Below are 14,387 nucleotides of genomic sequence, written 5' to 3'. Positions count from 1 at the left end.
CCAACGAATTTAAGGGGGTTTTGTTTGCCTACTATTTTTTTTCTTTGTATTCTCGCAGATTCGTCAAAAAAAATTCAAACTATTTAACCAAATAATCACACTTAAACATGAGAAAAAAGCTACCACCGAAAATCTCTCGGGGAAGTAATTTTATTACATCTCCGAGAATTTTTAAGATTGCGTTAACACTCGCTGTCATTTTAGTCGGCTTCATGCAGGCAATGGCACAAAATGCAATTCCTATCACAGGACGAATAGTATCTGATGATGGGGAAAGTATACCTGGAGTTACAATTGCCATCAAAGGAACTTCAGCAGGAACAATCACCGACGAGAACGGAGATTTCTCTATTTCGGTGCCGGATAGTAATGCAGTGCTTGTTGTAAGCTACATTGGCTTTGTAACACAAGAAGTAAAAGTAGGAAGTCAGACAGTTGTAAATGTGAAACTGCCAGCAGATAACAAACTTGACGAAGTTGTTGTCGTTGGTTATGGAACACAGAAAAAGACTGATGTAACAGGTTCAATCTCCTCAGTAAAAGGTTCTGATGTTACTAAAGTGGTATCTGTAGATCCTGTACAATCGATACAAGGTAGAGTTACCGGTGTTAGCGTAACACAAAACACAGGAGCTCCGGGAGCGCCACTATCCGTGCGTATAAGGGGTGTCGGTACGATCAACAACAGTGACCCTCTATATCTGGTAAACGGTGTTCCAGTTCCTGATTTAAGTTTTATCAATTCAAGTGATATAGAATCAGTCAACATTCTTAAAGATGCGTCTGCGGCTGCTGTTTATGGAGCTCGTGCTGCAAACGGAGTTGTGCTGGTTACAACCAAAACAGGAGCAAACAGAAAAACTTCTTATGAATTCAATGCTCTTACTGGTGTATCAAGTGAATGGAAAAGATATAATTTATTAGATGCAAAAGAGTGGGCCACATTAGCCAATGAAGCTTCAATGGCTGACAACGGAACAATCAAATACAATACAGATACTATCGGAGGTGGAACTGATTGGCAAGATCAAATTTTCAGAAAAGCCATCATGCAAAACTACTCACTTAGTGCTTCTGGCGGAACTGAAAAACTCAATTACTATCTTTCTGGAAGCTATCTTCAACAGGAAGGTATTATGAAAAATTCTGATTATAACAGATTAAACTTTAACACTAAGATCGATTATCAGCTGCTTAATAACTTAAAAGTGGGTACTTTTATGAACGTATCCTCTTTTAACAGATCTCAGTTATACGATTCAGATCCTTTTAACTCTGTTATTTCAGGAGCTCTTAACATGGATCCTGTTACAAACATATATTCAGGCCGTGGAGGAGATTCTCTATATGCATCAGGTATTCCTAGAACTGATATTCCAAATCCATTGGCTCGTCTAACTTACAACCACAATAAGTATAAAGGGATGAACTTCATAGGAAGCTGGTTTGCCGAATATCAAATCATAAAAGGGTTGAAAGTTAAATCAAACCTTGGCTATACTTCAAACCGCTTTACACAAAACCAATTTAATGGAAAGTACTATGTATCTAATAGCGAAAAGCTAGATAATGCTCAGGTTGTTTTTCAGCAAAATCAAACAAGAACCTATGTTTGGGAAAACTCATTAAATTACACAAAAACACTTGCTGAAAATCATAAAATTGAAGGATTGTTCCTCGTAGGAATGCAAAACACCAGATTCGATTACTACAGAGCATCTAAAGACGGAACCTTCAGCAATGACCCAAGTCAGCAATATCTTACTTCTGCATCAGTTAACGCTAATGCTCAAGGCGAAGGTACGGAATCAGCCTTATTCTCTTATGTAGGCAGAATCAACTATTCTTATAAGGAAAAATACCAGTTACAAGCAAATACCAGGCTTGATGGATCTTCAAGATTCACCAAAGAAAACAGATGGGGTATTTTTCCATCTTTTGCTGCAGGATGGACTGTTTCAGAAGAAAGCTTCATGCAACCAATCAGAAGCATTGTAAATTTCTTAAAATTAAGAGCGAGCTGGGGTAAATTAGGTAACCAGAATATCCCAGGTAATGACTATCCTTATACTACCAATATCAACCAAGGATATAACTACTCATTTAATAATTCATCTGCATTTGGTAGCACACCACTTGGGGCAGGTAACAAAAACATCAAATGGGAAACTGTAACAACGTCTAACTTTGGAGCTGAATTTGGTTTCTTAAACAACAGAATTACTTTCTCTGCTGATTATTTCATCAAGAATACATCAGACATGATTTACAAAAGAAGAATTCCCGGATATTCAGGAGTTGAAGAGCCTCCGTTTGTAAATGCTGGAGCAATGACTAATAAAGGGGTTGAATTATCTGCAGAATACAAAAATAACATAGGAAAAGTAAACTATAGAGTTGGTGGAAACTTTACTGCTATCAAGAACAAAATAACCAAACTTGACGATCCAATTTACGATGGTCAATTCAGAACTTTCTTTACAAACATCACTCAGCAGGGAGCTTCAATGGCTCAGTTTTACGGATTGGAAACTGATGGAATTGTTCAGACAGCAGAGGAAGCAGCAGCCCTTCAAACTGTGCAAGAAGGTGTTCGTCCTGGAGACTTCAAATTTAAAGATCGCGATGGAGATGGAAAGATTACTCCTAACGACAGAACAACACTTGGAAGCCCACTTCCTAAATTCATTTATGGTTTCAACGGTGATGTAGAATATAAAGGATTTGATCTTTCTATATTCTTCCAGGGATCTTATGGAAACAAAATCTTTAATGGTAACAAGTATACGCTTGAAGGTGGAGTTCCTTACTCAAATTTCTCAGAAGAAATGCTTAACAGATGGACTGGTCCGGGAACATCAAATGATGTACCAAGAGTAACATTCGCAGACCCAAATGACAACAGAAAAATCTCTAATTACTACATTGAAAATGGATCTTTCCTGAGAATCAGATCTGCTCAGCTTGGCTATACTCTACCAGCAACATATTCAAAACTGGTAAAACTTGAAAAGTTAAGAGTTTATATCATGGCTCAAAATCTGTATACGTTTACAAAATATACTGGCCTTGATCCGGAAATCGGAACATATACTCCTGATTTCGCCCGTACAAGATCCTTCCTGGATGTAGGAGTTGACAAAGGAGGTACTTATCCTCAAGCGAGAACATGGATGGTTGGTGTAAGCGCTACATTTTAATCAAATTAAACTGCTAAAAAAATGCTAAAAAAAGCTAATCTTATATATTTAATTTTTGCTGCTTCTTTATTTAGTAGCTGCAAAAAAGAATTCCTTGATAAAAAGCCTCAGGTATCAGTAGTTGACGAAAACTTTTACAAAACTGATCAGGATATGATTGCGGCTATCAATGCAGCATATGATCCATTGACTATGGAATCTGACAGATTGGGGCAACAGTTCTGTCTACCTTTTCTATTTGGAGATGTCGTTTCTGATGATGCATTAAAAGGAGGTAGTGGAGATCCGGATCAGGTAAATTTCGATTACTTTGAAAAATTTGATGCGAAATCTAGCTTCCCGGAAGTACTCCTAGTATGGCAGAAAAACTATACCGGAATCTACAGATCAAACCTTGTATTGCAATTCGCCCCAAAATCAAATGCCAGCGAAACAATTAAGAATCGTGTTATGGCAGAGGCTAAGTTCCTAAGAGCGTACTATCATTTTGAACTTGTAAAAATGTTTGGTGATGTACCTGTTGTAACCAAAGTCTTAAACCCGGATGAATATACGCTTGAAAAAAGTCCTAAAGCTGATGTTTACAAACAAATAGAAGCTGACCTTACTGAAGCATTAGTATTACCTAATAAAGGACAAATTGAACTTGGAAGAGCTACCAAAGGTGCTGCATTAGCTCTTCTTGCTAGAGTTCAATTGTATCAGACCCGTGACAATGCTGCAAAATGGAGTGAAGTATTAAAAAATGCTGAATCTGTTATTAACTCTGGCATTTATGACTTAGAGTCAGATTACTCTACAATACATTCTTTGGCTAAAGAAAATGGAATTGAATCAGTATTTGAGATTCAGTTTACAGCAGGAGTTGCAGGAAGAGGTGGTGACAATAACTCTAACTGGGGAAGCGGTAATGAAGGAACTTTCTTTAACGTAATGACAAGAGGAAGAGATAATGGTGGATGGGGATTTAACTGCCCAACCAAAAGCCTTCTAGACGAATTCAAGAAAGAGAAAACTAAGGATGATAAGGAAGATCCTCGCTTGAAAGCTACGATAATCCAGGATGGTGACTTAGTTGGCACAGAAGTATATAAAGCTAGTGCTGCCAATTATCCTTTCACAGGAACATATTGCAGAAAATATGTAGAATCTGATAAACTTTCTCTTCTTAATCCTAGTGATGGTCCGTCTAACTACCGTATCATAAGATTTGCAGATGTCCTTTTAATGGCTGCTGAAGCTGCCAATGAACTTGGACAAACGGAAAATGCTCTAAAATATCTTAATAGAGTAAGATCAAGAGTAAACATGGCGGATAAAACCGAAACCAATAAGGAATTACTTAGAGATATAATATGGAGAGAAAGAAGAGTAGAGCTAGCTTTAGAAGGACATAGATTCTTTGATCTGGTTAGACAAGGAAGAGCTGCTTCAGTGATGAAGGCTACACCTGAAGGAGGGAAATTTAAAGAAGGAATTCACGAAATTTTCCCTATTCCTTTACAAGAAGTTCAATTATCTAAAGGTAAAATCTCTCAAAACAAGGGTTATTTTTAATAGTAAAAATTTATCGAACATGAAACGATTTAATATTCTTATAAATATGGTACTTACAGCTCTTATAGTTGTAAGTTGCCAACCTAAGAAAGGAAAGGATGAAGAACTCCCTGCTCCTTCTGTAGCTGATTTTGAAATAGTTCAAAACACGAATGATCCAAGTGATAAAAATACATTCACATTTAAGAACACTACCCCAGGGGCATTTATAACTTCATGGGATTTTGGAGGTATTGCTAAATCTTCTGCATCAAATGAAACTGTATTCTTTGGATATAAAGGGACCTATAAAATAAAGTTACTTGCGACATCTAAAGGTGGTACAACTACAATTACTAAAGATCTTGTCATTCCGGAGAACAGTCCATATGCCGCAGATTTTGAAATTGAAAAAGTTGGAGATTTCAAGTTTAAAGTTACTTCAACTGTACCAGATCCAATAGATATGACATTCACCTATGCAAATGGTGATAGTTCAAAGGCTCAAGTTTCTGAAGTATATTTTCCTTTTAAAGGGAATTACAACATTACTTTAAAAGTAAAAACTGTTAAAGGTATTTCTTCTATTACTAAACCAGTTGAAGTTACAGAAGATTACGATCCTACAAACCCAGATCTTAATGATCCTGTAGTATTGGCTTTGACAGGTGGACTTGCTGCAGCAAATGGAAAGACCTGGGTAATGATACCTAATGGTAAAAGTGGTGGAGTTGGTCCACTTGGAACATTAACTCCTGATTGGTGGAATCAACCTGATGGATTTACAGGTCCTGCATGGGAAAAAGGAATGCTAACCAACGAGTTTACATTCAATATTCGTCAATACCAATATATTCCTAAAAATGGTAACGTAACTGTACATTGGAACTTCGCTAAAGAACTTACTGGAGTTAAAAGAGGAACATATGATGATGGTTTCTATTCAGATCCTAAGCACAAGCAAGCTCCATTCATAATTAGAAAGGCAAATGGAGCAGGTACTGGTTACACTCTTGATTTCACAAACGGAAGTTACCTTGGCTACTATGATAGAAGATATAATCATGAGATAGTGAAGATATCTGCAGATACGCTATTTATCAGACATCACTACTCTGACAGTACTAATACTAAGCCAGTTGATGATGGTGGAGCTAGATATTTTACGCTAGTGCCTAAAAAATAATGATTTCTTAAAAGATCAATAAAAAAAGCCCTGAATATCGGGGCTTTTTTTATTCATTTTCAATTTCTAAATTCTATCGAGTCTCCTCCTGCTTCATATTCTTATTCACACTACCAAATAACCATTTATGGTTATTGACCTCTACTCATTTTTTGGCAATAATTGCAACATGATTATTAAGTAACAATATTTGGGTAATTCAATCAGCTATTTATTCTAAAACTAAAAACGGCAATTTCAATTTTTGAAGTTGTCGTTTTTTTTTGAACTAGGCTCAAATTATATTTTAACCATTATTCAACTTCAATATTTTCATCAACAAATGTGTTCTAAGAATTAATCAACCTAATATTAATTCTCGAGATTCATAATCTGCCCAAACTGCTCTGGAGAATACTAACATTTTCATCATTAAATAACCAATATTGGTAATTGAGTAAGGTAACTCTAGATCATAAAATTGCACTATAATTTTTCATCTTATAAAAACAAAATCTTTATGAAAAAGCTAATGTCCCTATTTTTTTCCATGCATTATTTGCATTCAAATCCGAAGCAAATGTTTTAATAAAAAACTCTCTGACCAATCTTTGCAAAGGCAAAACTCAAACATTTACAGCCCTCGCTTTTACAGATTTTAATATGACACGGAATTTACAGACTGAGTTAACTCTTATTGGAAATGGTATCTTTGTGAATCTATGACTGGGGAATATGACATAAATAAAGCCATAGTAAAAAGTGAAAACGTGAACAATACATTTACTGTCTCGATACCCAATAACAGAGATATTTTGCAATATGCGGTTGTAGCAAAATTTGAAAAAATTAAAGGCAGTCATGAAGCATGTAGCTATATAAGCACCCTTCATGGGAATTCTGGAGAAGGTGTTTATCGGGTTAATGACTGGCCAATAAATATTTCTGGGAATACCTCGTTAACCTGCGGCACCAAAACAACACTTAATGCTTCATCAAACCTGGACCTGAAATATAAATGGAAATCTAACGCTTCCACAGGTTCCTCAATGACAGTAATGCTCTTAAATACTACATCATACACAGTAACAGCCACTGATGTTTGTGGAACAACTAAATCAAATTATGCGATTGTCAATGTTAATCCTAGACCATTCACTTTAACCCCATCTACCTACCACGATGCCAATGACTTTTGACAGGTACGTCTGAGGTAGCGAAATTGAAGATATAAAATCCACATACAGCATCAAACTCAATCATAAAGACGGCTCTCAAAGATAGTTCCATCATCAAGTAACGGTTATATCAAGAGATTAGAACAACAATGCCCGCATTTTAATAAATCAAATGACTGATATCCATCAATTCAAAAATGATGAAAATATCACCTTTTCTGTTCACAAAAAAGATAAGAAGGGAGTTTATATAAATATCATGAAGAGGACCTTTTTATGTGGAGATCAAAAAAATATTCTTTCTGAAAGAGAAGTTGAAGTACTGAATCTTATGGGACAAGGCCTCACCAGTAAAGAAATTGCAGGCTACTTATTTGTCAGCGAGCATACTATTATAAACATAGAAAAAATATGTTAAAAAAATTGAATGTTAAAAGATCAGGAGATCTATTAAAGAAAGCTTTAAGTGCAGGTATTGTTTGATAACAACAATTCCGCTTTTGTAAAACCATTTTTTTATATTCCTTTCACGAGTATTGATGAATGATAAGATTCATCAATACTCGTGAATCAAACTTTCAATTATTATCCTTCTTCTAAAAATCAACAGAGTTCTCCTACTTTAAAAGTTTTTTAATAAATCCTTTTCGAATTGCTCAGTCTATCATTAAAAATAACCACTAATGGTTATTGACCTAAGATCAATATTTTACAATTTTTGTATTGTGATTATTAAGTAATACTTGGGAAGTTCAATCAGCTATTTTTTTAAACTCGACTAAACTAAACGGTAGATTCATTTATTTGAATCTGCCGTTTTTTTTTTGCTAACCCTAAAGAATTCCAGCAAATTTATTATTATTATCACCTAATATATCGTACCTTTTCACTGTTCAATCTATTTTTTTACAAAACCTTTTTTATAACTAAACTTATTCTTCTATGGGTGTTACAAACTTGCAGAAAAGATATACTGAACTGAATGTGATCAATGACGAGATTGCTTCTTTGGCAAATGAGCCTGATATATATTATCATATTGAAAAAATAAAAAGGCTTCAGGAGATATATCCACATCTGAAACATTCCCCTAACATAATTTGTGTTATAGATATTTTAACTCAGGAATATCTATTTGTAAGTGACAATATCCTTGCTATTCTAGGCCATGAGCCATCTGATATATATAAAGAAGGTTTCAGAAAAACTTTCTCTTTATTTGCGCCCAATCAGCTTAAAATAATACTGGATAAAATATTCCCTACAATGTTTAAGTTTTTTAACCAGCATAAACATTCGGGAACACTAATGGATCTGAAAATCTCATTCTCTGCATTAATGAGCCACAAAGATGGCTCTCAAAGGTGGTATCTGAATCAAATCACTGTTGTGAGACAAAATGAAGATAATAATCCACACTGGCTGCTAAAACAGGTGACAGACATTCATGATTTCAAAAATGACAATTTTATCACCTTTGTGATTGCTCAAAAAAATCAAGATGGCATTTATCACAATATATACAAAGAGTCCTTCCTATGTGATGAGGAATCAACCAATTTGACAGAAAGGGAAATTGAAATTTTACACCTCATGAGTCAGGGGTTTTCAAGCAGAGAAATTGCAGATGCTCTTTTCATCAGCCTGCATACCGTGTATAAGCACAGAAAAAATATGTTAAAGAAAATGGATGTAAAAAGATCCGGAGATTTGATGAAAGCAGCAATTAAAGCAGGATTATTATAAAGAATCTCTGCTTTTCCAAGGCTTTCAACATCTTCTTTCATTTTTTAGATTACGCATCAAGTAATTCATTGAGCAACCTATTTTTTTAGGTAAACAAAAGCCCTTCTCCTCTTTCTGAAAAAGGATCTATACTAAAAAGCAATAAAAAAAAGGAAGATGAGTGTAAAAGATCTGGTGACCTGCTAAAGAAAGCCATGGCTTCAGGAATTATATAGATTAGAATACTTATTATAGATTTAACAATTTACCAAATTTATTATCCCATCATAAATATTATACATCTATATAATCCCCAAAAAACTTCTTTCAGTTTCCTAACAAAAGGTGCATTTGTAGGTAATTTAAAGTTAACATTAAACGAAAAAGTTGATGGTTCAGAAATTGAAATAATTATTAAAAGCAACTTAAGGATTCAAAGCAAAAGGTATAATCTGTGACGTTAATTTTAAAAATTTGATTTTTAATAACTCTTGTTTTACCTTAACAATCTTCAAACAATATTTTACAAAAAATGGAAAGAATACTAGGCGTTGGTTCCAGAATTAATCACAATAGATTCGGCGAGGGAATAGTTGCCGGAACAAAACTGGGAAATTACAGGATCAGCTTTTTTGGCAAAGGCATCATTGAAATTCCTAAAGATACCGAAGAAATAGAAGTACTGGAACTGCTTGCTCCGGAAGAACGAATGATAAGCACTGATGATGTTGAAACTACCTTGATTGGCATTCTCAGAAAATGGTCAGATCTTTCGGAAGTAGTACATATTGCGGACAAATGGAAAAAAGGCACATTGATTATTAAATCCTATGATGATTCAGTAAAGCCAAAAGAAGTACCTCTTGATACTTTCTTTCATAAAATCGTAATGCTTAGGGACCGATTAAGAGTTCTGGAACAAAAGATTAATGCCCACCCTGTCATGACGGATAATGAAAAAGTAGATATGCAGCAGTATATCACTCGTATCTACGGTTCTTTAACAACATTCAATATATTATTTAAAAATTCATCACAGGTGTTTGTTGGAGAGAAAGGAAAAGAATAATTAAGAGATTCAACCAACAGTTTTTATTCATTACAAAAAAAAGCGGACCATACTTTGTACGATCCGCTTTTTTTATAAATGGAACTACCTATATTTTTACTTTATCTTAATCATCCTTACAGCCTCCTTTTTACCAGAAGCATAGATTACTTTTAAAACATATGCTCCCTGCGCCAGATCCTCTCCCAAAGTTATTTCCTGTCCGCCGGAAACTCTTCCTTCTGAAGAAACCGTTTCTCCCAGAAGATTTACAACCGAATAACTTTCGATGTCTTCATTTACTACAAATTTGAAATCTGTATAACTAGGATTAGGATATAATTTTAATTGTGACAATGATGTTCCGGAGTGAATTCCAGATATTACCGGAGCCACATTAATGGTCACAGGAACTGATGGCATCTTTACTCCGTTGTCATCTACCGCAACTGCAATGATTGTATAAATGCCATCACCTGGATTTAGCCATGTAAATTCGTAAGGAGCGTTAAAAGCGGAACCTAAGAGAGTGCTTCCATTATAAAATTCTACTTTTGACACATTTCCATCTGCATCTGCTGCATCTGCTGTTAAAATTATTTCCTCAGAAGAAAGTAATATAGCATTATTCTTTGGAGATGTGATTTTCACCGTAGGTGATTGATTAGTTACTGCTGTCAATGCTATCGGAGATGAAATTGTTACCCCGCCATTGCCATCAGTAACCTTAATAGTGATGTTATGCGCCCCTGTTCCTGTAAATGTCCAGTTAATATTAAAAGGAGCAGAAGTTGAGGTTCCTATTAAAATTGTTCCATCATAATATTCAACCTTTGCAATGCTTCCATCAGGATCAACTACTGAAATATCAAAATTAACAGATGAGCCAACTTTAACTGTAGTATTATTTGCCGGAGAGTTTACCAGAATCACAGAAGGTTGATTTTCATTCACTTTAAATGATACTGTAGAACTGGTTGTTGCTGCTCCATCATTGTCTGTTGCTTTGATTGTGATCGTATAAGTACCCACAGGCAAATCAGATAAAGTAAAGGTATAAGGAGCAATAAGATCTGTTCCTATTAAAGTACCCCCTGAATAAAATTCAACTTTAGCCACAGAACCATCTGAATCTTTTGCATCAGCGCTTATTGTAACTAAAGCTGGAGCTACAAAGGATGCATTGTTTGATGGTGATGTTATTGCTGCCGAAGGTGCCTTATTAACAACCAATAAAACAGCAGTAGAAACTGTCACTCCTCCTTTATCATCAATTGCTTTAGCTGTAATGGTGTATTTACCGGCAGCTATAGAAGCCCACGTGAAACTATATGGAGATGAAGCATCTGCTCCTAATAGTGTGCTACCATTATAAAATTCAACTTTAGTAATCGTACCGTCAGAGTCTGCAGCGTCTGCGGACAATACAACATTAGTTGCAGGAGCCTGTAGAACTGTGTTACTTACTGGTGCTGTGATGAAAACAGATGGTAGTTTATTTGCATTTACAGTTATTTTAACTACATCACTTGTGAGCGTAGCTCCATAATTATCTGTAGCTTTTGCTGTGATATTATATGTTCCAGCAGCAACACCGTTCCAGATATAGCTATATGGAGCAGTCAAATCAGAACCAAGCAAGGTGGTACCGTTATAAAACTCAACTTTAGAAAGCATCCCTTCTGCGTCAGACGCATCCGCAGTAATAGTGATATCTGCAAGGGCTACAAAAGAGACATTGTTTAAAGGGGATGTAATTGAAACTGTAGGCGCCTGATTTGCAATAAGAGTCACGGCATTTGAGGTTGACACTCCGCCTTTATCGTCTGTAGCCTTCGCTGTTATGGTATAAGTACCTGCCGACAAAGTAGCTAATGTATAAACATAGGGAGATGTATTGTCTGTTCCAAGCAATGTGCTTCCATTATAAAACTCAACTTTAACAATGGATCCATCTGTATCTGAAGCAGAAGCTGTCAATGAAAGATTCGAAGCTGGAGCCGCAAGAACTAGTTCTGTATTATTTCCTGGAGCTGTCAATGAAACAGATGGAAGTTTATTCGCATTCACAACAACAGTAATGACTGAACTTACAGTTGATGCACCACTATTATCTGTAGCTTTTGCAGTAATAGTATATGTACCAGCAGCAACATTATTCCAGTCGTAGGAGAACGGAGATGTTGCATCGCTTCCTAATAAAGCAGTGCCATTGTAAAACTCAACTTTGGTAATATTTCCATCTGAATCAGTCGCATTGGCTGTGATTGTAAATGATGCAGCTGCAACGTAAGAGGTATTATTTAAAGGGGCTGTAATACTCACAACAGGAGCTTTATTAACAGCAGATACGTCGACATAATTAAGGTTTATCTCATCCGAATCGAATACAATTTTCATGATTTGATTTCCGGTAGTTAAAGAAATTGCGGGAATCGTAACTGTCTGCCATGCTTGAAAATCACCTGTATTAGGAATTGTGATTGCACCAGTAACATTAATACCATTCATTTCAATATGCATGCTTTTGCCTGCTGCTGCAGCAGCTACCCTTACCTTAAAATCATATTTTCCTGCCTCTGACACATTTACAGAATACTCCAACCATTCGCCGGCTACTGTCCAACCAACATTATAACCTCCCCCTGCATCTGTTGACGCTTCAATATCAACATCGTCTGTTCTGAAAGCAGAACCAGCATTCCCAGCATCAGAATCAGAATACCCAAGACCGCTTCCTCCCAGATCATAGTTCTCAGCTTCTATCCTTCCTGCAATTGGCCAAACTTTACCGCCATAAGGAGTTTGAGGGACTGTTACAGTAATCTTTATAGCAGTTGAACTGCCAATACCTCCTTTATCATCAGTAGCCTTAGCCGTTATAGAATAATTTCCAGGAGCAACACCTGTCCAAATATAAGTATAAGGAGAAGTAGTTGCTGAACCCAGCAATGTGGTACCATTATAAAATTCTACCTTGCTGACCGTACCATCTGCATCTACTGCACTAGCCGTCAGTGTTATGTTCGTCCCACCTTCAAAAGTTGCATTGTTTACAGGAGCTGTTATTGAAACTGTGGGAACTTTATTCGCATTTACCACAATAGCAATTGCAGTAGAAGTAGTTATTGAGCCACCATTGTCGGTAGCTTTTGCTGTTATAGTGTAAGTTCCTGCAGCTACTCCGGCCCAGGTATATGCATAAGGAGAAGTAGTTGAGGAGCCCAGCAATGTGGTACCATTATAGAATTCTACTTTACTGATTTGACCATCTGCATCTGAAGCACTTGCTGTCAATGTTATGCTCGCACCAGCTGCGTATGTTGCATTGTTCGCAGGAGAAGTTATTGAAACTGTTGGAGGAGTATTTACCACACAAGAAATAAAATTATCAGCAACGGATAATTTAGCTTTCATATATGTTCCAGACTGCGTAAGATTATTCCAGGCATTTGCATTACAAGCACCAGGACTAAGTGCAGCTGAGCTTTCCGCTTTATCAGAATAGCTCCAGTTGATCCAACTGATCTTCTTCGAATTCATCCAGCTTATCCAATTATCGAATTCTGAAAGGTAAGGACCACCGTTACCGCTTGCATCCGAAGAACCGCATTCAGTTACAAAAAGCGCTTTACCCTTTGCAATTGCAGCATTCCCCTTATCTCTTAAAGACTGAAAATGGGAACCGCTATAAAAATGTAGTGTATACATTATATTAGTGTAATTCAAAGGATCATTTGCTGCTATGTCCACATCCTGACTCCAGTTTGGAGTACCAACAATTATAATCGTATTTGGATCAATAGCTCTGATGACGGGAATAACTGCGTTCGCATAGGTCTTCACTGTAGACCAGCTTACACCATTTGGCTCATTACAGATTTCGAACAGCACGTGTTTCTTTCCACCGTGTTTAGTGGCCATGTAAGTCCAGAAATCTTTAGATTCAGTCAGATTAGCATTCGGATCACCGGGATTCAGAACATGCCAGTCAATCATACAATAAACACCTCTTTTCTCACATTCATCCACCCATGTATCGATATATGATTTCCAGTAATCCGGTTTGGTAATATAGCCTTGTTCCTGCACATACATTGCAAGACGGAAAATATCTATTCCCCAGTTGTTGACCAGCTCATCCAATGCTGAAGTTTTCACACAATTAGAAAACCATTGCACACCATGAGTGCTGAATCCCTTAAGTTGTACAGGATTCCCGCATTCACTTGTCAATTGAGATCCTACAACCTTAAGTTTACCATTCATGGCAACAGGCGAACCTGCAGGATATTGAGCAAAGCTATTCTGCCAGCAAAAAAATAATATTAGAAAAGCTATATTTCTAATGAAGGAGAAGTGCTTCATAATTGAAGGTTTTTAATTTTTTTTTGTAAAATTTCCAGATTTAAAACTACAAATACAATTATTGTTTATCTGATTCGACAAAAAACTTAACCCATCAAATATTATATATAATTATTGTAAGAAAAATACCATATCAAAATCGACAAAGCTTAGTGATGCTAAACACC

At 36.1% G+C, this 14,387-nt stretch carries 8 protein-coding genes; 7 read left to right on the top strand and 1 reads right to left on the bottom strand.

Features of this window, described 5'->3' with window-relative positions; translation table 11 throughout:
* Positions 1 to 107: 107 nt before the first annotated feature.
* The 7 genes from K350_RS0106820 to K350_RS0106790 all read left to right on the top strand — a co-directional run bounded on the left by K350_RS0106820 (position 108) and on the right by K350_RS0106790 (position 9,873).
* A complete protein-coding gene (locus K350_RS0106820) occupies positions 108 to 3,200 on the top strand; it encodes a SusC/RagA family TonB-linked outer membrane protein (protein ID WP_081670922.1) in 3,093 nt (1,030 codons plus the stop codon).
* Positions 3,201 to 3,221: 21 nt separating this feature from the next.
* Complete coding sequence (locus K350_RS0106815; RefSeq protein WP_051312936.1) at positions 3,222 to 4,757, top strand: RagB/SusD family nutrient uptake outer membrane protein; 1,536 nt, start codon at positions 3,222 to 3,224, stop codon at positions 4,755 to 4,757.
* A 19-nt stretch (positions 4,758 to 4,776) separates the two neighbouring features.
* Positions 4,777 to 5,922 carry a hypothetical protein gene (locus K350_RS0106810; protein WP_028979262.1) on the top strand — a complete coding sequence of 382 codons (1,146 nt, stop codon included), beginning with the start codon at positions 4,777 to 4,779 and terminating at the stop codon, positions 5,920 to 5,922.
* 701 nt (positions 5,923 to 6,623) lie between these two features.
* Entirely contained in the window at positions 6,624 to 7,100 is a 477-nt protein-coding gene (locus K350_RS0106805) for a hypothetical protein (RefSeq protein WP_028979261.1), read from the top strand.
* A 151-nt stretch (positions 7,101 to 7,251) separates the two neighbouring features.
* Entirely contained in the window at positions 7,252 to 7,497 is a 246-nt protein-coding gene (locus tag K350_RS32855; protein ID WP_028979260.1) for a response regulator transcription factor, read from the top strand.
* Between the two features lie 524 nt (positions 7,498 to 8,021).
* On the top strand, positions 8,022 to 8,825 hold the full coding sequence (locus tag K350_RS0106795) for a response regulator transcription factor (protein ID WP_028979259.1): 804 nt from the start codon (positions 8,022 to 8,024) through the stop codon (positions 8,823 to 8,825).
* Between the two features lie 511 nt (positions 8,826 to 9,336).
* Positions 9,337 to 9,873, top strand: coding sequence for a hypothetical protein (locus K350_RS0106790; protein WP_028979258.1), 537 nt, complete (start codon positions 9,337 to 9,339; stop codon positions 9,871 to 9,873).
* 96 nt (positions 9,874 to 9,969) lie between these two features.
* Here the strand turns inward: K350_RS0106790 and K350_RS30895 are convergent, their stop codons facing one another.
* Positions 9,970 to 14,220, bottom strand: coding sequence for an Ig-like domain-containing protein (locus tag K350_RS30895; RefSeq protein ID WP_051312935.1), 4,251 nt, complete (start codon positions 14,218 to 14,220; stop codon positions 9,970 to 9,972).
* Positions 14,221 to 14,387 lie beyond the last annotated feature (167 nt).

This window comes from Sporocytophaga myxococcoides DSM 11118, assembly GCF_000426725.1.
Taxonomy (GTDB): Bacteria; Bacteroidota; Bacteroidia; order Cytophagales; family Cytophagaceae; genus Sporocytophaga; species Sporocytophaga myxococcoides.
The sequence above is the reverse complement of the archived record's forward strand: the minus strand, read 5'-3'. Positions and strand labels throughout refer to the sequence as shown.